Source organism: Novipirellula rosea (assembly GCF_039541335.1).
GTDB lineage: Bacteria > Planctomycetota > Planctomycetia > Pirellulales > Pirellulaceae > Novipirellula > Novipirellula rosea.
The window spans coordinates 167320-189193 of sequence record NZ_BAABGA010000035.1; the positions used below are offsets into that span (position 1 = coordinate 167320).

The following is a 21874-nucleotide window of genomic DNA, read 5'->3' on the forward strand; positions in this document are numbered from 1 at the left end:
ATCGAACAGCGGGACTCAGGAGGCACCGTTTTGTTCGATAGACAGGCCATGAGAAACGCAGTTCAGGCCTGAATTCCCGTGACAAATTCGTCTGGCACAGCGGTTGCTAATCAGGATTTTTGCCGCTGGCGATGTGCCAAATTGGCTGTGGCTCCGGAGCGGCAGGGCCACGAAAGTTGTGCAATGTCCAAGCGAACAATGGAGGGCATTCCATGGCGACTGCTACGAAATCAGAAGCAACCCCCAGTCTAAACCTGAAGCTAAAACCTCTCGCCGATCGCGTTGTCTGCCAACGTGACGAAGCGGACGAGATGACATCCGGCGGCATCGTGCTGCCCGATTCTGCGAAAGAGAAAGTCAACCGTGCAAAAGTGATTGCGGTTGGTCCCGGCAAACTCGATGACCACGGCACCTGTCATCCGCTCTCGGTCAACCCAGGCGACCATGTCCTGCTGAACAAATACGAAGGCGATGAATTTGAAGTTGGTGAGATCAAATACACCATCGTCAGAGAGAGCGACATTTTGGCGGTTATCGAACAGTAAGCATGGGAATCAACTTGGAACAGGAATACAAGCTATGTCAAAAATGATTGCTTTTGAACAAGAAGCCCGCGAATCGATGCGTCGCGGCGTTCACAAATTGGCCAAGACTGTCCGTAGCACGCTTGGACCAGGCGGACACAACGTGATCATCCAAAAAAGTTACGGATCTCCCGTTGTCACTCGAGACGGTGTCACCGTTGCCAAAGAGATTGAACTCGAAGACCCCTATGAAAATATGGGGGCGCGGATGGTTCGCGAAGTCGCTTCGAAGACTAACGATGTCGCTGGGGACGGGACCACGACAGCGACCGTGTTGGCCGAAGCGATTTTTAACGAAGGTTTGCGAGCGGTTGTGGCGGGGACGAATCCGATCGGGATGAAACGTGGCATCGAGCAAGCGGTCGAAGACATCGTCGGCAAGCTCAAATCGATGTCGACGCCGATCAAAGGCCGCAAAGAGATGGAGCAAGTCGCTCGGATCAGTGGCAACCAAGACGCCAAGGTCGGCCAGATCGTTGCTGATGCGATGGATAAAGTCGGCAAAGATGGCGTTGTCACGATCGATGAAGGCAAAAGCCTCGAAACCGAAGTTAAATGGGTCGAGGGGATGCAGTTCGACAAAGGCTATCTATCACCGTACTTCGTCACCTCGCCTGATACGATGGAGTGTGTGCTCGAAGAACCGTATGTGCTGATTCATGAAAAGAAGATCAGCAATCTGCGTGACTTCGTTCCGCTGCTAGAGAAAGTTGCGAAAGCAGGCAAACCGCTGCTCATTATTGCCGAAGATGTCGACGGCGAAGCGTTAGCAACCTTGGTGGTTAACCGTTTGCGAGGAACCTTCGTTGCCGCGGCGGTGAAAGCACCGGGTTATGGCGACCGCCGTAAAGCGATGATGGAAGACATGGCCATCTTGACCGGTGGCAAAGCGTTCTTTGAAAGCTTGGGTGTGAAGCTCGAGAACATTGAACTTGCCGACCTTGGGCGTGCTAAGAAAGTCATCATCGACAAAGAAAACACCACAATCATCGAAGGTGCCGGCAAGACCGAGGACATTCACGCTCGCATCAAACAGATCGAGACCGAGCATGACAAGTCGACCAGCGATTACGACCGCGAAAAGTTGCAAGAACGCAAGGCGAAACTGGTTGGCGGCGTGGCCAAGATCAGCGTCGGTGGCGCGACCGAAGCCGAAGTCAAAGAAAAAAAGATGCGTTACGAAGACGCATTGTCGGCAACACGGGCCGCAGTCGAAGAGGGCATCCTGCCGGGCGGCGGCGTGGCACTTGTGCGAGCGGCCAGCCAGTGTGATGCATCGAAACTAAGTGACGATGAACGCGCCGGTTACAACATCGTGCTGAAGGCTTGTCGAGCGCCGATGACCTGGATTGCCGAGAACGCGGGGCAAGACGGATCGTTGGTGTGCGAGAAAGTGGCTGCCGAACAAGGCAACTACGGCTACAACGCCGCAACCAACACCTATGAAGACTTGGTGGAAAGCGGCGTCATTGATCCCACCAAAGTGGTCCGCACGGCACTCGAAAATGCATCGAGTGTCTCGACGTTGCTGCTAACCAGTGACGCCTTGATCGCAGACAAGCCCAAGGTGGATACGAAGTCAGCCAAGGGCCACGGCGGTGACTACGACATGTACTAGCCGCTGCTGAGAAGCCTTTGCTTGACGGTCTTCTGCACACGCCGTCTCCTGCACACGCCGTCGTTGCCATTTTTGCATCGACGGCGTGTTTTCTTATACATGTTAGCAGAGAGCAGTGGTGATCAGACGCGGGGAGGGAGGGGGGGACAACCAAAGTAAGTCTCGTGTTTTTTTTCGCCGCTGGCGCCCCAGGGCGACTTTGTAAAGCCAACCGTCCGAGGCACTTTTTCTTATAAGGTTTGGCTGGTTTTGCATCGCGGAAGACGCCTAGACTTTTGCGAGCCGGTGAAGTGCCCCCCCATGCAGGCCGTTTGGTTCGCTGCCGGAAATGCATTCCAACGTGCCGTAAACGGTCTAGCTGTATAGAGTTACGAATCGCTCTATAGTCTTTTTAAATGAGCTTGATCATGACGGCAAAAGGGACGATTGACTTGCGTCCATCCCCCTCTTAGTATGGCGGCAAGGGCGATATCTTTGGCCTTAGGTTGTCTGTACCCTTGGGACCGTTTTTGCTCGATGTATTTGTTTTGGTTTATTCTTTACCTGTAGGCTACTTCGCATGTTACGTCCCATGTTTCGTCCGCAACTTAAAAGCTCATTCCTTTGCTTGGTCGTTGTATTGCTGTGTTTGTCGCACAGTGGATGCGGTGGAGATACCGCGACATCACCGAGTTCGGATGAGTTGTCGGAGTATGTTTCCGAGAATCCGCACGAGTTCGATAGCGGAGCCACGCTGGACAACGGCAACACCGCTGATTAGCAGATAGGGGCCGTGCGGCCGTTTTGAGAGTCTCTTTATCCGCAGGCGTATGCCTCGGTTCTCTTTTGCCTTTTTATCAGAGGTTTGATAATGCTACGTTCAAAGCAAACGCGAGGTTTTACCCTCGTCGAACTATTGGTTGTGATTGCAATCATCGGTGTATTGGTCGGATTGCTGCTGCCCGCGGTGCAAGCCGCGCGGGAGGCAGCTCGGCGGATGAGTTGCAGCAATAATTTCAAGCAGATCGGGCTTGCGCTGCACAACTACCACGCGGCCTACGACCAGTTGCCGGCACACTCCAGAGGAACGACCAATACGGCGAACTCTGGCTCGCCGAATCCAGCGCTGCGTCGGGATGGCGGTGGCGGACACAATCGCAACGAATTGAGTTGGCTGCCCGGATTGACGCCATTCTTCGAGCAACAAGCGCTTTGGGAACAGATTAGTAATCCGATGGATTCCGACGGCAATGGCGTTGTCGATTTTCAAGCCATGGGACCCGATCCACGAATGAACATTTCCGACCATGGTGCGGCCGGAAATCGATACTCGCCTTGGTTGACGAATATCCCTTCGCTTCGCTGCCCTAGTGATCCAGGTGAGGGATTACCCGCTCAAGGTCGTACCAACTACGCAGCGTGTCTGGGGGACTCTACACACCACATGCACGTAGGGAACCAGGATGACCGAGCTTTTTCGGCAAGCACCGGGTGGTTTACCGCCGAGCGTGCAGCGTGTCGTGGCGTCTTTGTCGCCAGCCGGTCGACCAAATTCAGTGAGATTTTGGATGGTTTGGCAAACACGATTGCTGCGGGCGAAATTTGTACCGATTTAGGTGATCGCGACGCGCGAACTTGGCCCGCCGATGCACCCGGCAGTATTATGGCCAGCTCTAGCGATCCGACCGGTCCCAACAATGCGTTGGAGTGTCGTCCGATGCTCGATCCACAACGTCCGCAGTTTTGGGTCAACGGAGCTCCGTTCGTCTCTTCGCCTGCCGTCACCGGACCTGATTCGGAAATGGCACGAGGTTACAAATGGGCGTATGGACGACCATTGTTCAGTGCGATGAACACCATCCTGCCTCCGAACTCGGAGATTTGCATGCAGGATAATCGTCATAACGAAGGAGTGCTTCCGCCTAGCAGCCGTCACCAAGGTGGTGTCCATGTGCTGATGGCCGATGGGGCAGTGAAATTTATTACTGATTCCATCGAAGCCGGTAACTCGAAGGCTCCACCTGTTCGCCACGACGGCTGGGTGATCAACCCTGCGGGATCGAAAAGTCCCTATGGTCTTTGGGGTGCACTTGGGACTCGGGCGAATAAAGAACTGATTGACGGCGAGTTTTAATACGCGAAGTCAATGAGGCTTCCCCGCTCGTTCTGAGACGTCTCTGGCAACACTAAGCAAGTAGACCGAGTCTGATTGACTCGCTACTTGCAGTAGGGGGATGTCCGCGATTCTGGATAGTTCGGCGAATATGATTCGCCGATGCGTTTAGGCCAACAGTTCTTGGATGACCGATCCGCCGAATTGCGACAACTGTTTGTGGCGACCGGCATGGTAGTAGGTCAGTTTGTTGTCATCTAACCCCAACAGATGTAACAGAGTGACATGAACATCGCGGATGTGATGGACACACTCGACCGCTTCGGCGCCAATTTCATCGGTTGCACCAACCGTGTGACCGGCACGCGTGCCGCCGCCAGCGAACCACATCGTCATCGCTTTAGCATTGTGGTCGCGACCATACGATTGACCGCCGCCTCGAAGCCCGTTGTCGGGGGTACGTCCGAATTCGCCACACCAAACCACCAGCGTGTCCTTGAGCATTCCGCGTTGTTTCAAATCGCGAAGCAATGCCGCGATCGGTTTATCGACGCTGCGAATTAGCGCTCCATGAGCCTTTTCGATATAGTCATGGCTATCCCAATTGCCAGCGTAGGCCTGCACAAAACGCACGCCCTTTTCGACCAAGCGGCGGGCAAGCAAGCATTTGCGTCCAAAGTCATCGGTTTTGGCATCACCGATTCCGTAGGCAGCTAGGGTTTGCGAGGATTCGCCGTCGAGATCGATCACGCCGGGAACCTCGGTCTGCATCGAGTAGGCCAGCTCGTAACTGTCCATGCGAGCCGCCAAATCACTTCGCCCCGACCGGTCGGCCAAATGTTGTTGATTCAGTTGGGCCAGTAAGTCGAGATTCTCACGCTGCCGATTCCGTGTGATTCCGTCAGGCGGTGCGAGGTCCAAGATGGGACTGCCTGCGGATCGAAGCGGGGTGCCTTGAAACTTGGCCGGCAGGAACCCGTTGGACCAATTGCCTGCGCCCCCTTGCGGATAACTCGTTCGCGGCAAGACAACGAAACCAGGCAAATTCTCGTTGGGCGAACCTAATCCATAGGTGACCCAGGAACCGACGGCGGGGTCGCCCCCAAATTGATTGCCGGTGTTTAATTGGTAACAGGCCGTGGGATGATTGACCGATTCGACTTGCGCACCCCGGTAGAAACAAATGTCGTCCACCATTTCCTTCAAGTGCACCCAGGGAGTGGATATATCGGCGCCGCACTGCCCCGCTTTGACAAAGTCAAAGGGACTTTTGACAAAGTACCGTTTGCCGGAGGACATCGCACTTTCCATCTCACCACTGCGTGTGAACGCTTTCAAGTGCTGCTTCGCCAACTCGGGTTTTGGATCAAAGGTGTCGAGATGCGACGGGCCTCCTTCCATCATCAAAAAGATGCATCGCTTGGCTTTGGCTGCGTGGTGCGGCAGCGATTCGTTTCCATGAACCAACGACGAAAGGGCAATCGATCCGAGTCCTGCACCGAGTCCGAACAACGCCTCGCGACGACTCGGTTTGACAAATGTGATGGGTGAATGATTCATGATTTTTTTTGCGGTGCGTGGCATAGTACTGGCTGCCAGCCTGTGTTGTGAGTTGTCGTTCAGGCTGCCAGCCTGTTGGTATTCTTTCCTGCAGGCTGGCAGCCTGCACTACGGCGCGAGGCTCAATCGAGATACGAAAACTCGTTGGTGTTAAGTAGCACCAACAACACATGGGCCAAGCCACGAGTGTTAGCGTCGACGTCGGCCGGCCCGAGATCCGGCGTGTAGGTTTTGTAAGCGGGTAGGATCTCTTCAAAGCTGTAAGGCTCGCCCGTTTTTTCTGCCATTACCGTGCGTGTAATGCGGTCGGGGAAGGTTGCACGTTGATACGTCTTGTTGGACTCTTCATCACGCGCCGTTTGCCAATGGGCTCGACAGAGGGCGAGTTCACGGTCGTTCGGTTCGCGGGCCAAGGCCAATTCGAAGGCACGTCGCAGCGTGGCTTCGTCAGTTTTCAAATTCTCTTTGACCAAACGATTGGCGAAGGCGATTGCCCTGTCAAAAACCTCTTGCGAATTGAGCAACGTCAACGCTTGCGGCGCCACCGTCGACGTTTCTCGCAGTTCACATGATTTGTCTGGCCCTGGTTGATTGAACGTTTCCATAAATGGATCCCGCAGACCGCGAATACGCTCGGCATACAGCGTCCGGCGATTGCGCTGCTGCGGCAGCGGATCGGGTTCGTAAACCGATGCTGCGCCTCCCATGATCTGTCGCGGCTGAAACGCGACCTCGAGATTGATATCAGGACGACAGGGGATTCCGCCAACGGATCGATCGAGTTCACCGCTGACCGAAAGCATTGCGTCTCGCAGTTCTTCCGCCGTTAACCGCCGCGGTTGGAAGGTTGCATAGAGTTGATTCAGCGGATCCTTTTCTTGCAGCTTCTCAGGATCCGGATGCCGGCTGTCGCGGCGGTAGGTCGCGGAAGTGACAATTAATTGATTTAACTTCTTGATCGAGCCTCCGTTGTCCGTGAACCATGCCGCCAAATAGTCCAGCAATTCAGGATGGGTGGGCAGCCCACCGGTTCCGCCAAAGTTATTCGGATTTGCGGCGATGCCTTTGCCGAAGTGCCACGACCAAACGCGATTCACGATGACTCGGGCAGTAAGCGGGTTTGTCGGATCGACAATCCAATCGGCCAATGCTCGTCGGCGGTCGCCTTTTCCGCTGGGGAAATCGACCAAATTCATGTTTCCGAGCGACTCGGCCGCACTGAGGGCACCGGGGGTGACGTCGTCGCCGGTCGCGTACACGTCCCCACCGTCGTGGATGACATCCTGTTCAATTTCGCCTTTCTTCCAGCGATCGTCGGGCAGGTCAATTCGGCCCTTGATGTTCTTTCGCGAAATCGTAGCTCCGGTGTAAACGGACAACGCAATCGGTTCGGTGCGGTCACGTTCGATACTATGCCGTGAGATGTTCTTGGATATGCGCGCTAGCGACGCTTCGTCACCAGGGTCCAGCCCATTGTCGCCCACCTTGGCGTTGCCGGATTCCTGTCGCTTTCGTTGCTGGATCTTTGCCGAAAGTTGTTTCTGCTGCATCTCGTAAGCTGCAATTTTCGCATCAACCCATTCCGAATCTGCCGCGAACCATTGCTGGTTTTCCTGGTCCAAGAACGCCGCGTCACGCTCAGCAAACTGGGTCGTCGAAAAGACTGCCATCATGCGGTAGTAGTCACGTGTCGGCACGGGGTCAAATTTGTGATCATGACATTTGCAGCACGACATCGAATGCGCGAGAAAGGTTTGACCCACCGTATCAGTCACGTCGTCTAACCATTGACCGCGAGTCTCCTTGAACACACTCATGCCGGTTTGTTCCCAAGGCCCCATGCGTAGGAACCCGGTTGCGATCAGGTTTTCGACGTTAGTCTCATCGATCTCGTCGCCGGCGATTTGCTGACGCACGAACTGGTCGTACGGTTTGTCTTGATTGAATGAGCGAACGACATAGTCACGGTACCGCCATGCGTTCGGGCGACTGTAATCGTTCGCGAACCCCGCGGTATCGGCATAGCGGACCACGTCCAGCCAACGCATCGCGAAGTGTACACCGTAGTGCGGTGATGCCATCCACTGTGCAGCGTAATTGGCGACAGCGGTGTCCGCATCCGCTTGGTAATCGGCTGCGAATCGCTGGACCTCGGCAGGCGTGGGGGGCAATCCGGTCAGTCCAAAGCGGATCCGGCGCACCAGTGTGGAGGCATCCGCAGGCGGTGCCGGTGATAGGTCGAGCTCGGCCAATTTTTTGTCGATAAACCAGTCGACCGGATGGTGACCGTCCGGTACTTGCTGTTTTTCGATAGGACGGTAAGCCCACAATTGTTCCGGTGCGTAACGTCGGTTTTGCCACGCTTCCGAGAGCGCACGCGAAACCAGGACTTGTTCGCCTTCGGCATACAATTGTTGAATCTGTTTAATTCGATCGTCGCTTGGCCACGGAGCTCCGGCGTCAATCCAATCGCGAATGAACCACTGCTGTTGTTCTGTCAGTTGATCCGCCTGTTTCGGGGGCATCTCATAGTCTTCGAGTTGCCGCGTCGTGCTGAGGTATAGGATGCTGTGTCGCCCGTCGCCAAGCAGCAGCACATCGGTGTCGAACGAATCGCCGCCGGCCAGCACGCCATCACGCGACCGCAGATCCAAACCACCTTCGATTCTGTCGGGATCTTGTCCGTGACAAGCAAGACACTTTTCGTCCAGCAGCGGTTTGACGTGAAGAGCGAACAACTTCTCGCCTTCGCTAACGCTGTCGAGCTCCGCGCCCAACGCAGCCGTGGCAGTGAAAAGGAATAGCGATAGGAGGAGAATAGTTTTCATAAGTAGTACAGGCTGCCAGCCAGTGAAGTTTCTAAACATTTCGATTCTCATGCAGGCTGGCAGCCTGCACTACGGGGTATTATACCGGATGCTGTGGGGGGCAAGTTCACGCAGTTGGATACGACGAATTCGCCAACTGCCGGGCGTTTCGACGCCGAGAAAAGGCTCGCTCGACAGCGTCAGGGGCTGCCCTTTGCGAACGACGCCGATGTCACTGAGCACGCCCGATTGGTCTTGCGAATCGATGTCAGCATCAACGCAGTAAATGTTAAGCGGGGCCTTGTCGCCGATCTTGTAAAATCCGCCGCAAGGCTGGCCGCCCGCGAATAATGACACCGATTCGACCAAGACATCACGATCAAAACGGATCGTCATCGTTTCACCGCTGTCGACGGCGGCGGACGTGCCCCCAACCATTCCGATCCCGTTATCGGACACATCGAATCCCGGTTTAGCTTCCGCTGAGTCGCCGTATTGGCCAACAAACTCGGCACCGATCTCGCCCACGTTTAGATTGAACACGGCTGATTGAGTATTTTTGATTTGATCTCGAATTGCCTCGTCAAACTGAAAGTCAATGGCGACGGTTTTTGAAAGGGCAATGTCGCTGTAACGGTGTCCGCCACTATTTCGATGCAGCCGTGCTGCGTCGCAAAGATGCGCAACGAGTGGCTGCAGAGCAGGTTCTTGGATAAGGTTGTGAGCTTCCATGGGGTCGGTTGCCAAATCGTAGAGCTCGACCGGATTGGTTTGTCCGGCACGCAGTAGTGCAGCATCAAAGAATATCTTCCACTGGCCACGCATCGCTTGCCCTGCCACGGTTGGGTTGTCGAGCCGCAGCGCACTGGCCGCTGGATCCGGCTTAGCTTGTTTATGATCGTGATAGAACATCGGGCGTGGTTCGAGTGAGTTCCCGCGCCACGCAGCCAAGACGCTCCGGCTATCCTCGGCACCCTTTTCTCCGCGACGTAGATCCGGGAGTTCGCTCCCCAAGATTTCTGTAAACGTAGCAAACATGTCGTGCAGTCCGACCAGTGACGTGTTGGTTTGCCCGGCTGTTTGCGGATCCCCATCACCCACACCGCCGTTTTTCCAAGCGACCAACAGCGGCACTCGGTGGCCGCCTTCGTAGCAGGATCCCTTGTTGCTTCGAAAGGGGCCGGTCGCGGTTTTCGATTTGCTTTCAGCGCCGTTGTCACTGGTGAAGATGACGATGGTGTTATCAATCAGCGGGTGTCCGGGCCGTCTTGGGTCTTCGTTCTGCTCGAGGAAATCGATCATTCGCCCGAGTGCCACGTCGTTTTCGTGGATAAAGTCGCTCCGTACATTCATCGGTTCGCCGCGGACGCTTCGCGATGCACCTGCAACAGCGACGCCACCTATTTCTTCGTCGGGCGTGTAGGGGGAATGGTTTGAATTCGAAGGGTAGTAAACAAAGAAGGGGGTTGAGTCCGCGTCCCCGTCACGAACATGTTCGCTGATAAATTCGATCGCGTGGTCCGAATGCCGACCGCCGAGTTCGTCCAAAACGTAAGCGTTTGGACCGTCGGAATGGAGCTGTTTGCCACGTCCGGTGGCGCTGACGACCGTGCGTCCATCGATGTGTCCCGGTCCGTGTGATTGATGTTCATCATTAGGACGCTGCTTCGTTCCCAACGCGGTACCGCTGGTTCCATGCGAACGCGAGGTGAAGTGGCAGACATCGAATCCGTGATCCAGTGGCGTGTCCGCCATCGGTTGAGTGAGGTCGGCATCGTCCCAACCCGCGGCAGGCCTTCCGTCGCTTTGCCGATAACGCAGTCCGACGTGCCACTTGCCGAACAATCCCGTTCGGTAGCCGTGCGATTTCATCAATGTGCCAAGCGTCGGTCGGTCCGCTTCGATCATCGGATCGCCTTGGACCCCAAACAAAACGAAATGTTTCAAGCGGTTACGCCACGGGTATCGCCCCGTCAACAATCCGTAGCGAGTGGGGGAACAGCGTGACGAGGGTGCGTGTGCGTCCGTGAAACGCACTCCCATGCTGGCGAGTCGCTGCATGTTCGGAGTGGCAATCTGGTCGGCGTCCGAATTGCCTGTGAAGTCTTGGTAAGCACTGGTGTCGCCGAGTCCCATGTCATCCGCCATCATCAAGATGATGTTAGGCCGATCGGATGCACTGCTGATACTGGCCAAGACCAACCATGCGACGAACGTGGTCAGTGACATCGTGAGGAACTCGTGGCGGATTTTCATAAAAGCTCTCTTGGGAACGCAGGGGAATAAGGGATGCGTTGTGGACTGCGACTATTTGGACATGTTTCAGGCTAACTGCCTGAACTACTGATCGCCACGCGACGCCGCATCAACGGCCGCTTGTCTCTTTTGCTCTTCCTTCTTCACATTTGGGCCGTGAGGATCGAGCCAGCGGGGAGGCATCATTTCCTGTTGCCATTTCTCGTACTTTGTAACCAATTTTTTTACCATTGCAGGCTTCGTCGCCGAGAGGTCTTCGCGTTCCCAAGGGTCATGGGCGATATCAAATAACAGATGTTTGCTCTTGTAAACACTATAGACCAATTTATGGTCTCCATCCCGTACCGCGTACCCAAAGTGGTCATTGCCCACCGCATACCGCCAAAACAGAGTTTGGTGAGGCTTCGTTTCGTCGTCGTGTTGGTCGTTGTGTTTCAGGAAAGGCAGCAGATTGACGCCATCAAGCTGCATGGACTCAGGCGTCTCGACCTCAGCGGCAGCCAACGCGGTCGGGAAAATATCGAGTGCCGTAATGGGATTGTCATAGCGTTGGTCGCCCTGGATTTGGGCAGGCCAAGAGACACAAAACGGTACTCGGATGCCGCCTTCGAACAACATCCCTTTATGGCCACGGTACGGAAAATTGATCGCGTGTTCGGTTCGTCCACCGTTATCGCTGTAGAAAAAGATCAACGTGTTGTCGCGAAGGTTGAGCTCTTTTAGCTTGGCGGTCACGCGGCCAATCCCTTCGTCCATCGCCGCCACCATCGCGCCGTAGACCGCGCGTCCGCCGTATTCGATGTGTTCGGTTTTCTTCAAGTGCTCGCGGGTCACTTGATCGGGCGCATGCGGAGCGTTGTAGGCCAAATACATAAAAAACGGATTGGATTGATTTCGCTCGACAAACGAAACGGCTTCACTGGAAAAGTCGTCCGTCAAATAGCTCAGCTCAGATTTCGCTACGACCTCGCCATTTCGCAGGACTCCGTGTTCCGGAGACTTGTTGCCGGTGTCGCCCCAGTAACTCATGCCGCCGCCGGAGAATCCGAACCACTCGTCGAAGCCACGTTCGTTGGGCCAGAATATTGGATCGTCACCGAGGTGCCATTTTCCGATACAGCTCGTCTGATAGCCGTTGTCTTGCAACAGGGTAGAAAGAAGGGTTTCGCTCAGCGGTAAACCATCGCTGCTGCCGTCGTCACTAAAACCGGGGTTACATTCATGTCCGAATCGTTGTTGATATCGTCCCGTTAATAGCCCCGCGCGGCTGGGGCTACAGTAGGGATGCGAGGCGTAGCCCGAATCGAATACGATCCCGCTTTGCGCCAATTCATCCAAGTGTGGCGTCGGAATCTCTTTGCACCCGTTAAAACCGACGTCGCTGAAACCAAGATCATCGGCCACGATCACGATGATGTTAGGACGATCGTTCGCCGTCAAATTTCCATAGAGACTCACTATCGCGACCAGCGCCGCGGCAATCCTGGTTGTCATAATCTTTCCTGATGAGTGGGGTGGGGGCTTCGTTGATAGCTCACGCTGCCAGCCTGTGTAAGATTCGCGGCTTGGCTGTTCTAGTTGGCTAATGTTGTCTTTTTGGCATTTGTCAACGACACCTTGGCGGAGATCGTCGAAGCGTAGCAACTAGGATGATCGTACCGCGAGAACATGTCAGTTGCACACGAAATGGGGGACCTAAAGCGAGGCCAAATCGTCCTGTTTTTTAAATGGGTGGCATTTCAACGCAAATTGGGAAGTGGATGAGTGTCAACGTGCTTCGGTAGCCGCAAAAATAGGAGACATTGACGGGCAAGGTTTTGACTTGGCCGTTGCCATCGGTCATACTGCCACTCCCGCCTCAATTTCCCTGCCCCGCCACCTCTCGGCGACGTATCAACATGAAGTTCTTGATCCACGCCCTGATCCGTGTTTTTATCCCCGTCGGCATCCTCGCGGCCGGTGGATATGGCTTTGCTGTTTTGTCGGTCGATACGAATCAGGAGCCGAGCGAGCCAGCCGAGAAACAGGTGCTTCGCAGTCACGTCAGTTCGCTGAATGCATGCGATTTCGCGGTCAAAATCGAGACGCATGGGGTCGTCGGACCGCATAACCGCGTCACGCTCAGCGCGGAAGTGACCGGGACGATCCGGCAAACGCAAACGGCATTCGAAGCCGGTTCTTTCTTCAAGGCGGGCGACCTGTTACTCGAGATGGACGACCGCGACTATCAAACGGCGCTGGACATTGCTCGGGAGCAACACAAACTTGCCAAAGCGACACTGCTGCTGGCGGAATCGGCCAACAATCGAATGCAGCAGCTCGCTCGTCAAGACAGTGCATCGACGTCCGAAGCCGATGCAACTTATGCATCGCTCGTGCAGGCCGAATCACAGGTCGAAGTGACGGCGTCGGCGATCGAAAAAGCCGAACGCGATCTGCAGAAGACAAAAATCTATGCACCTTTTGATGGCCGCGTGGTCACGAAAATGGTCGGAGTGGGGCAGTTGGTTAGCCCTGGTACGGTACTGGGCGAAGTGTTCGCGGTCGATTACGCAGAAGTGCGATTGCCGATCGCGGGACGCGAATTGCGGCATTTGAAGTTGCCTGAAATGGAAGGCGACGCCACGGTCGAAGTGGAATTGCGTGATGCGATTGACACGGCGTCGAGCTCGGTTTGGCAAGCAAAGATTGTTCGCACCGAAGGCACGTTGGATGCGGATTCGTTGGAGTTGTTTGCGATCGCCAGAATCGAGGATCCGTTCTCGCTGCACGGCGACCATCCCGTGTTGCGAATCGGGCAGCCGGTCGTGGCGACGATTCACGGCGAGACATTAAAAGACGTGATCGCGATTCCTCGGGGTGCCGTCCGGCGGTTGGATCAGGTGTATTTGATCGACCAACAGAAATTGACACTGCGGTCATTGACGATCGATCCGCTTTGGTCTGATGCCGATCATGTGATTGTACCGGGACAAACGATCCGCAACGGAGAACTGCTTGCTACGACGATGTTGGTCTATGCACCCGAAGGGAGCCCGGTCGAGATTATCCCCGAGGACAATGTTCCGGTTTCGCTGGCAGGTTCACCGCCTGAGATGGAAGCGACGCCGTGATTCGTTGGTTTACGAATAACGGCATCGCCGCCAATTTCTTAATGCTGGCGATCATCGTTGCGGGCAGTTATGTCGCGGTCAATCATGTACCGCTTGAGGTCACTCCCGCACTTAGCTGGGACACGGTGATCATCGACATGGAGTACCGTGGCGCGACAGCGAAGGACGTTGAGCGAGCGATCTTGATTCCCGTTGAAGCGGCACTGGAGGGCGTCGACGGAATCGAGGCCCTGAATGCGGATGGGCATCGCGGTCGTGCGAAGTTTTTTTTGCGTGCCAGTCGGGGGACCGATTTGCGAAACTTGATGGACGACGTTAAGGCGCGAATCGATACGATCACGACGTTTCCGGCCGAGACGGAACCGCCCCACGTTTTCATCCCAGAGTCGGCGAACTATTACGATATCCTGCAGATCGCAGTGATGGGCGAGTTGTCACCGTATGACATGCGACGTGTCGCTCGGCGGGTCCAACAGGACTTGTTGGAGATGCCGGGGATCAGCCGCGTGAATATTCGTGGGGCCAAAGAATCCGAGGTCTCTATCGAAGCTGACGTCGAAAAGCTGCTTGCCTACAATCTAAGTTTCCAAGATTTGGCGGACGCGATTCGTGGTTTCTCGTTGGATCTGCCCGCGGGCGCGATCGACAGCGACAGCGGAACATTTATCGTTCGCACACGCGGGCAAGCGTATTCGGAAGACGAGTTTGAGGACATTCCGATTCGATGCTCCTCGGGGGCCGAAGTACGTCTCGGAGAAGTAGCGACCGTGCGTGATGGTTTCGTCGAAGGTGACCAAAAAACGTTTTTCAACGGCAAGCCGGCAGTCTTTGTGCCTGTGATGCGAGTGGGCGATGAAAGCGCTTTGGGGATTTCGAACGAGGTCCGTGAATATGTGCGGACGGCCCGAACGCGATTTCCCGAAGGCATTGAGCTAGAGATCTGGGATGACGAATCATTGCAAATACGACACCGGCTAAGCACGTTGGCGTGGTCGTTACTGCAGGGCGGCTTCTTTGTGCTGTTGATTTTGGGGCTGTTCATTCGACCTGCGCTGGCGTTTTGGATTGTGATCGGCATCCCCGTCTCCTTTGCCGGTGCTGCGATGTTTATGCCTTGGTTTGATTTGACCGCCAACGTGATGAGTTTGTTCGGGTTTATCATCGTAACGGGGATTGTCGTCGACGACGCGATCGTGACTGGCGAAAACGTTTACTCGAAAATCATGGAAGGCATCGATCCACTCGAAGCGGCGGTCGAGGGGACGCGGGAAGTCGCAACACCGGTGACGTTTGGCGCGTTGACGACCATGGTCGCGTTTTTGCCGCTGATGTTCTTTGACGGCACGTGGGGTGATTATGCACGGCAAGTGCCACCGGTGGTGGCGCCGGTGCTGTTGTTCTCGCTGGTCGAATCGAAACTGATTCTTCCGGCACACTTGAAGCATTTGCGTCGGAAAACGGGAGGCGGCTGGTTTGCTCGATTCCAAGCTGCAATCGCGATGGGATTGCAACGCTTTATCGCTGCAATTTATCGACCCTCGTTAAAAATGGCGGTCCGCAATCGCTGGGGCGTGATCGCGGGATTTGTCTCACTAGGCTTGTTGATGGCGGGCTACTGCGTTGGTGGACGAATGGGGTTTGTCGCGTTTCCAAGCGTGGATAACACAAAAATCAGTGCCATGTTGGATCTTCCCGATGACACGCCGCTGGAAGTGACCGAGCGGTTTGTCGATCGCATTTCCGCTGCACTTGATCAATTGGCGACCGAATATGTGGATCCTGGGAACGGACAATCGCTCGTGCAAAACGTCGTCCGAATGAGTGGTGGTCGGCGACCCGGTTCCAACTTTGACAAATCACGTGGCTACATGGCCTTTGAAGTTTTACCACCGGAACAGCGAACGGTGCCGGGGCCGAAGAACAATGAATTGGCAACGCGTTGGAGCGAGTTGGTCGGTGAGATCCCCGAGGCGAGGCGGTTTGAAACGCGATCTGAGGCCGCCTTGGTTCGCGATGATCAATACGATGACGAAGACCTGAATATCGAACTTCGCGGCCCTTCATCGCCTGAGAAACGAGCGGTCGCTCGCCAGATCAAAGCGATGTTGGAAGGGTACGGTGAATTGAAGGGGCAATTTGCCAATGTCACCGAGGGGCAAGACGAATTGGAAATAAGTCTGAAGCCTCGCGCGGCTGAATTGGGGCTGACGCAATCGACGTTGGCCAGCCAAATTCGCCAAGCTTTCTTCGGTGAAGAAGCACAACGTCTGCAGCGTGGAGTCGATGATATTCGCGTGATGGTGCGGTTGCCGATGGAGGCCCGTCGGTCATTGCACACTCTCGATCGCATGAAGATCCGCACGCCTCGCGGCGCCGAGGTGCCGCTGGAAACGGTCGCGACAATCAAACTAGCCAAAGCACCGTCATTCGTCGAACGCAACGATCGCGCCGAGATCATTCGCATGGGAGCGCAACCGGTGGATGAAACAGTGGACGTCGTGGGAATTTCGAAGGAATTGAAACCCAAACTTGATGCGTTGTGTATCAAAAACGGATTGTCCTACCAGTTCCTCGGCTATGTCGCCGAAGCAGAGAAAACGAAACAGCAAACGATCATCGGTTCGACGCTTCTGTTCTTGACGCTGTATGGATTGCTTGCGATTGCGCTGAAGTCGCTCGTTCAGCCAATCTATGTGTTACTAGCCGTTCCGTTTGCAATCATCGGAGCATTGGTCGGCCACATTTGGATGGATTTGACTCCCTCTTACCTGTCGATTTTCGGGATGCTGGCGTTGGCGGGGATCGCGGTCAACGACACGTTGGTGATGGTCGATTTTATCAATCGTCGTCGCAGCGAGGGGATGTCGCTAAGGGATGCGGCACTCGAAGCCGGTGGCAAACGATTTCGACCGATCTTTCTAACATCGATCACGACGTTTGTGGGATTGTTGCCGCTGATGTTAGACGACTCGATCCAGGCTCAGTTCTTGATTCCGATGGCCGTTTCGCTTGCCTTCGGAGTGTTGTTCGCAACGGCGATCACGCTGTACATGGTGCCGTGCGCTGTTATGGCCGGGGCGGACGTCGCAAGATGGGCAAAGGCGATCGCAAGTTGGTATTGGTCGCCGATTTCTGGTCGATTCGCAGAGTCAGAATCGCTGAATGCGAACTAAAAAGGCTCCTTCTTCGGATAACGCTGACCTCTGCGAGGGCGTGGCTAACCGCGCGGGGCTCGCCTATTGCTAACCGACTTTTGTCATCTCGTAGATGCTCAATTCATCAATGGCGTCTTCGGTTGCCGCAGCAAAGTCTTTCACATGTTTGCTGTTGGAATGCATCTGCCAAAGTTCGCGTGATTCCCAGTTTTCAAAAAACAAAAAGTGCGCGGGGTTATCGTTGTCTTGATGCAAGTCGTACTGAACGCAACCCGTTTCGGCTTGAGTTGGATCGATCAGCTTTAACAGTTCGGATTTGACAAAGTCGACTTTGTCCGCGTTGGCTTTGATGTTGGCGACGATTGTTAGATGAGCCATGTTTCGATTCTTTCGTGTAATAATTCGTGCAGCGTTGGAAATCGCGAACGTCCAACATTGGGTTGGCGTTCGTGGATGCCCCGAAACGCGAGCAGTGTTTCGGTGAGCCGAGCAACATCGTATCGTTTTCAGTGAAAACCATCGAGTACATGTTTGCTAAGCGCTCAGCCGCTTTCTTGTTCGACGTTCGCTTGCGTGAGTGTTCCGCCCCAAAGCTTTCCGAAACGTTGGTCCGGCGTCGAAATCAGGGGGCCGTTGTCGATTATCTCTGACACGCGATTGAGCCTTGGTTGCGTGTACAATTTTCAAAGCCACGCGTAAATACTAGCGGTGCCCGCGGGGCGAGCAAGAACGCACTTTTGGGGCCGATAGGCACACGATGGAGACCAAGGCAGAAGAGACGACGGAACAGCTTCGCGACCTTGAAGCGAGCGGTTGGGTGAATCGGATCGTTTACGCCGAAGTGCTGCCGCAAATCGAATAAGGGCTCAGCGAAGACGGCAAGACGTTGGACCCGTTTTTGCACATGCTAAAGAAAAGGGCGAGAACTACGTAATAAATTTGATCATTAGGCGACAGGGCGATTATTCTATCGATTGACGGCGCCGAAGCATGCCCGAGATTTATACAGTGCCGGCTTAATATTCGCATGTGTTATGGTTGTTTCCATTGCCAACTCGACTCATTCTTTTTTCTGGGCTCGCTGCGGATCACGACGTTTTTGCTCCGCAATCGTTGGCTTTCGAACAGTTGATTGTGCCGATTTGGCCGGAGCCTGAGATTGGTGACACACTAGAGAGTTACAGCAAACGGTTGGCTGAAGACCTGAGTTCGGAAGAGCCGACGGTGATTGGTGGTGCCTCATTTGGGGGTATCGTCGCGTTGCATGTCGCCAAATATCTCAATCCACTCGCGGTGATTTTGATTGGCAGTGTTCGCCGCCCATCCGAGCTGCCGCGCTACGCCCGATTGGCTCGCTGTTTGAAGCCATTGGTTGCCTGGCTACCCACTCGACTGTTGCAAAGATGCTCTACGCCATTGGCATCTCGAGGGATGGCGAAACGCTTTCCTCACCTCAGCGGGCTTGCTCGGCAATTTCAACATTGCAATCCGGTTGTCTTTAAATGGTCGTTGTCGAGGATCCTGGATTGGAATTCGGTAGAACCGTTAGAGTGTCCAGTGTTCCAGATTCATGGTGACCGCGACCACGTGTTGCCGATCGGCAACACGAGTCCGACGCAAGTGGTTGCGGGCGGTGGTCACGTCATCTCGTTGACTCATGCTGGCGAAGTGAACGCATTCATCCGTTCGGTGCAGGATCGGTTCAGCGGGGAACAGGGAAATCATGGATAAGGTTTTCCTCGTCCCGTTTGCAACTGTTCGCACACGTCCAGCTTTCCAAGCTGTCCGCGCCTCGTGAGCGGTCCTTTTCGAGGTGACGTGCAAGTTGGCGAAATACCGTTCTTTGCTGTGTCACGCTAACGGCTTGGAAAGCCGTGCGACTATTACGGGCGATTGTCGTCCAGCTTTCCAAGCTGGCAACGTTTCGTGAGCGGTCGTTTTGGTGGAGTAGTTTGGGAAACCCTGTGAACCCACTGCGGCATCCTAACGATCGCCACGCTAGCCTGTGACGCCGCTATGGGACGATTCCTTTGGACCGCGAAGTCGCTTTACCCCGTTGACGATAAGTAGGACAATGCTGCCGCCGATGATTCCCAAAATTGCGTCGAGCAGCATCTTGACGACACTGGCCAAAACCGCGCCAACTCCCGTCATTTCGGTGAGCGGGTGAACTACTGATTCGACCAGATGGTGCAGCGGAGGAATGCCATGCGTCAGAATGCCCCCGCCGACCAAGAACATGGCGGCCGTCCCCGCAATCGATAAGAATTTCATCAAATAAGGGGCCGTTGTGATCAGGGCGTACCCCAGCTTATGACGCAGTCCTGGCTCTGACTGCTCCGCATCCGACCGCATCATCCGGGCACCAAGGTCGTCGATTTTGACGATTCCCGCGACCAACCCGTAGACCCCGACGGTCATTAGCAAAGAGATCGCGACCAAGACCATCAACCGAGTGGCAAACGGCGACGTCGCGACCGTTCCCAAGGTGATCACCACGATCTCGGCCGATAAAATAAAATCGGTGCGAATCGCACCGCGGATCTTGTCTTTCTCAATCGCGACCATATCGATATTCGGATCGGCCAACGCGGCACCTAATTTCTGTTCGTGCTGCGTATCTTCCTCGTGGTGCCAGAACTTGTGAGCGAGCTTTTCGCAGCCTTCAAAACAGAGATACAGCCCGCCGATGATTAACAGCGGCGTGATCGACCAAGACGCCAGTGCGCTTAGACCGAGCGCGATGGGGACCAGAATCGCCTTGTTCAGTAGCGAGCCTTTTGCGACCGCCCACACGACGGGCAATTCGCGACGAGCGTCAACACCGGTGACCTGCTGGGCATTCAACGCCAGATCGTCACCGAGCACTCCCGCAGTTTTCTTGGCGGCCACTTTCGTCAGGATTGCGATGTCGTCGAGGATGGTGGCAATGTCGTCTAACAACATCAACAAACCACTGGCCATAGAATTAACCCTAAATGAAAATAAACGGTCGGGAAGCGTCACGGCGTCGGTTTTGATTTTGGGAGATTACCGACATGCTAATCGTTATACACAAACCATGGACCGAGCGAGAGTGGAGATGGGCTACAATGGTCGCGTGCCCTTCGCCGTGAATTTCTTGTTAGGAGCGTGTGCTGATGAATCGTTCGCCTGACCGTCGCCAATTGCTGAGTGTGGCCGCTGCCACGGGAACATCATTGATGTTGCCCAAGCTTGGCTCCGCCGCCGTTGTTCGTTCAGCCCAGGTAAAAACGGAGAACGCAAAACCGGGCACGCGGCAGTGGATGCTCAGCAAGACACGGATCGATCCCGCGACGAAATACCGTTGTCCATGGATCGAAGGCTATGTATCGCACGCCAGTATCTTGCCTGGCGAAACGCTGCAGGTGATGGTCAGCACCAATTCCGTCAGCGAGTTTACGATCGAGTTCTATCGATTGGGATATTACCGCGGTGATGGTGGCCGCTTGGTCCATGCCAGCGGAACATTGCAGGGAAGCGTGCAGGAGATGCCATCGGTCGGGCCGCGACGATTACAAAATTGTCAGTGGCCATCCAGTTACGAGATGCGTATTCCTGAGGATTGGGTCAGCGGCGTCTACGTCGGCAAGTTGACTGAATTGACCGAAGGTTTGCAAAGCTACGTCATTTTCGTTGTGCGCGATTCACGCCATACCGAGCTGATGTTTCAGTGCAGCGATCACACGTGGCAGGCCTACAACCGCTGGCCCTCTCAGTTTTCGCTTTACGACGATGGCGAAACACCGTGGCATTGGGGAGGTGAGTCGCAAGTCAGCTTCAACCGACCCTACGGAAAGTATTGCCAAATATTAGATTCGCCGCTCTCGATTGGCTCCGGTGAGTTCTTTTTGTGGGAGTTTCCGTTCGTCTATTGGCTCGAACGCGAAGGTTACGATGTGACCTACGTTTCAAATACCGATTTGCACCGCGATGCCGAACAGCCGCTCCGCTGCGACGGATTTCTTAGCGTCGGGCACGACGAGTATTGGACGATCGAGATGTTTCGCAATCTGCAAGCCGCGATTGGATCAGGGGTAAGTGCCGGGTTCTTTTCGGGCAACGCCGTTTGCGGACGTATCCAGTGGGATGACGTCACCCGGTCGCTGCACCGCGTTGGCGTGTTTGGCCCCCCCGGTGGAACACGCGAGTTCAGTTCGATGTCGACGTTGAAGCACGAGCGTCCCTACGCCAACGAATTGATCGGAGCACACAGCACCGGCCCGGTCACGGGCGGAGCTGATTGGATTTGCAGTCAACCGGATCATTGGTTGTACGCGGGAACACAGATGCAACGGGGCGATGCAATTCCAGGCGTGATTGGTTGGGAGTGGCATGGCGACCCGGCGGAGATCGACGGTTTAGAAATCGTCGCTCGCGGCCCCACTCAATCGGCTCCGGGAGTACCCAACGGCGGCGAATACACCGCCACCGTTTACCCGGGCCCCAAGAACAATATTGTGTTTAACGCGGCGACTTGTTGGTGGGCCGACGGATTGTCAGAGCCGCCGGGTTATGTCCGTCCGAGCGTGTATACGTCACCGCAAGGCCCCGATGGGCGATTACAGCAAATCACCCGCAACGTCCTCGGTCGCATGCGGCGAAGCTAACCCGCGGCGCACGGTGGTTGACCTGCCTGTTATCAACCGCCGAATGGAACAACTCGCT

14 protein-coding genes are annotated in these 21874 nt (G+C 55.1%); 8 read left to right on the plus strand and 6 right to left on the minus strand.

Translation table 11 applies throughout. The features are described 5' to 3' along the window. The first annotated feature begins 212 nt into the window (after positions 1–212). The 4 genes from ABD971_RS13480 to ABD971_RS13495 all read left to right on the plus strand — a co-directional run bounded on the left by ABD971_RS13480 (position 213) and on the right by ABD971_RS13495 (position 4315). Positions 213–545 carry a co-chaperone GroES gene (locus tag ABD971_RS13480; RefSeq protein ID WP_345322833.1) on the plus strand — a complete coding sequence of 111 codons (333 nt, stop codon included), beginning with the start codon at positions 213–215 and terminating at the stop codon, positions 543–545. A gap of 34 nt (positions 546–579) precedes the next feature. Further along, positions 580–2202, plus strand: coding sequence for a chaperonin GroEL (groL, locus tag ABD971_RS13485; RefSeq protein WP_345322835.1), 1623 nt, complete (start codon positions 580–582; stop codon positions 2200–2202). 559 nt (positions 2203–2761) lie between these two features. Further along, positions 2762–2962, plus strand: coding sequence for a hypothetical protein (locus ABD971_RS13490; RefSeq protein ID WP_339939789.1), 201 nt, complete (start codon positions 2762–2764; stop codon positions 2960–2962). Between the two features lie 90 nt (positions 2963–3052). After that, positions 3053–4315, plus strand: coding sequence for a DUF1559 family PulG-like putative transporter (locus ABD971_RS13495; RefSeq protein WP_339939791.1), 1263 nt, complete (start codon positions 3053–3055; stop codon positions 4313–4315). Between the two features lie 147 nt (positions 4316–4462). Here ABD971_RS13495 and ABD971_RS13500 read toward each other — a convergent pair whose 3' ends face one another. The 4 genes from ABD971_RS13500 to ABD971_RS13515 all read right to left on the minus strand — a co-directional run bounded on the left by ABD971_RS13500 (position 4463) and on the right by ABD971_RS13515 (position 12411). After that, positions 4463–5854 (minus strand): DUF1501 domain-containing protein, encoded by a 1392-nt coding sequence (locus ABD971_RS13500; protein WP_345322838.1) that lies wholly within the window; start codon positions 5852–5854, stop codon positions 4463–4465. Positions 5855–5976: 122 nt separating this feature from the next. Next, positions 5977–8682: a PSD1 and planctomycete cytochrome C domain-containing protein gene (locus ABD971_RS13505; RefSeq protein WP_345322840.1), complete on the minus strand. Its 2706-nt coding sequence runs from the start codon at positions 8680–8682 to the stop codon at positions 5977–5979. A 69-nt stretch (positions 8683–8751) separates the two neighbouring features. After that, positions 8752–10917 carry a sulfatase family protein gene (locus ABD971_RS13510; protein ID WP_345322842.1) on the minus strand — a complete coding sequence of 722 codons (2166 nt, stop codon included), beginning with the start codon at positions 10915–10917 and terminating at the stop codon, positions 8752–8754. A gap of 84 nt (positions 10918–11001) precedes the next feature. Then, complete coding sequence (locus tag ABD971_RS13515) at positions 11002–12411, minus strand: sulfatase family protein (RefSeq protein ID WP_345322844.1); 1410 nt, start codon at positions 12409–12411, stop codon at positions 11002–11004. A 404-nt stretch (positions 12412–12815) separates the two neighbouring features. On the opposite strand from ABD971_RS13515, the gene ABD971_RS13520 reads away from it, so the two are divergent. Further along, on the plus strand, positions 12816–14030 hold the full coding sequence (locus tag ABD971_RS13520; protein WP_345322846.1) for an efflux RND transporter periplasmic adaptor subunit: 1215 nt from the start codon (positions 12816–12818) through the stop codon (positions 14028–14030). After that, positions 14027–17203, plus strand: a complete 3177-nt coding sequence (locus ABD971_RS13525) for an efflux RND transporter permease subunit (protein ID WP_345322848.1) — start codon at positions 14027–14029, stop codon at positions 17201–17203. The genes ABD971_RS13520 and ABD971_RS13525 overlap by 4 nt, the downstream gene beginning before the upstream one ends. Before the next feature lie 69 nt (positions 17204–17272). On the opposite strand, the gene ABD971_RS13530 is transcribed toward ABD971_RS13525, so the two are convergent. Next, positions 17273–17563, minus strand: a complete 291-nt coding sequence (locus ABD971_RS13530) for a putative quinol monooxygenase (protein ID WP_345322850.1) — start codon at positions 17561–17563, stop codon at positions 17273–17275. 669 nt (positions 17564–18232) lie between these two features. On the opposite strand from ABD971_RS13530, the gene ABD971_RS13535 reads away from it, so the two are divergent. Next, a complete protein-coding gene (locus ABD971_RS13535) occupies positions 18233–18916 on the plus strand; it encodes an alpha/beta fold hydrolase (RefSeq protein ID WP_345322851.1) in 684 nt (227 codons plus the stop codon). A gap of 267 nt (positions 18917–19183) precedes the next feature. On the opposite strand, the gene ABD971_RS13540 is transcribed toward ABD971_RS13535, so the two are convergent. Continuing rightward, entirely contained in the window at positions 19184–20149 is a 966-nt protein-coding gene (locus tag ABD971_RS13540; RefSeq protein ID WP_345322853.1) for a DUF808 domain-containing protein, read from the minus strand. 176 nt (positions 20150–20325) lie between these two features. Between ABD971_RS13540 and ABD971_RS13545 the strand changes: the two genes are divergently transcribed. After that, positions 20326–21816: a N,N-dimethylformamidase beta subunit family domain-containing protein gene (locus ABD971_RS13545; protein ID WP_345322855.1), complete on the plus strand. Its 1491-nt coding sequence runs from the start codon at positions 20326–20328 to the stop codon at positions 21814–21816. Positions 21817–21874: the final 58 nt, after the last annotated feature.

Bases quoted from the DNA above. Each gene is read 5' to 3' on its own strand.
- ABD971_RS13515 (WP_345322844.1), bottom strand. From the start codon at position 12,411: ATGACAACCAGGATTGCCGCGGCGCTGGTCGCGATAGTGAGTCTCTAT.
- groL (WP_345322835.1), top strand. From the start codon at position 580: ATGTCAAAAATGATTGCTTTTGAACAAGAAGCCCGCGAATCGATGCGT.
- ABD971_RS13540 (WP_345322853.1), bottom strand. From the start codon at position 20,149: ATGGCCAGTGGTTTGTTGATGTTGTTAGACGACATTGCCACCATCCTC.
- ABD971_RS13510 (WP_345322842.1), bottom strand. From the start codon at position 10,917: ATGAAAATCCGCCACGAGTTCCTCACGATGTCACTGACCACGTTCGTC.
- ABD971_RS13530 (WP_345322850.1), bottom strand. From the start codon at position 17,563: ATGGCTCATCTAACAATCGTCGCCAACATCAAAGCCAACGCGGACAAA.
- ABD971_RS13545 (WP_345322855.1), top strand. From the start codon at position 20,326: ATGAATCGTTCGCCTGACCGTCGCCAATTGCTGAGTGTGGCCGCTGCC.
- ABD971_RS13520 (WP_345322846.1), top strand. From the start codon at position 12,816: ATGAAGTTCTTGATCCACGCCCTGATCCGTGTTTTTATCCCCGTCGGC.
- ABD971_RS13490 (WP_339939789.1), top strand. From the start codon at position 2,762: ATGTTACGTCCCATGTTTCGTCCGCAACTTAAAAGCTCATTCCTTTGC.
- ABD971_RS13495 (WP_339939791.1), top strand. From the start codon at position 3,053: ATGCTACGTTCAAAGCAAACGCGAGGTTTTACCCTCGTCGAACTATTG.
- ABD971_RS13480 (WP_345322833.1), top strand. From the start codon at position 213: ATGGCGACTGCTACGAAATCAGAAGCAACCCCCAGTCTAAACCTGAAG.
- ABD971_RS13505 (WP_345322840.1), bottom strand. From the start codon at position 8,682: ATGAAAACTATTCTCCTCCTATCGCTATTCCTTTTCACTGCCACGGCT.
- ABD971_RS13500 (WP_345322838.1), bottom strand. From the start codon at position 5,854: ATGAATCATTCACCCATCACATTTGTCAAACCGAGTCGTCGCGAGGCG.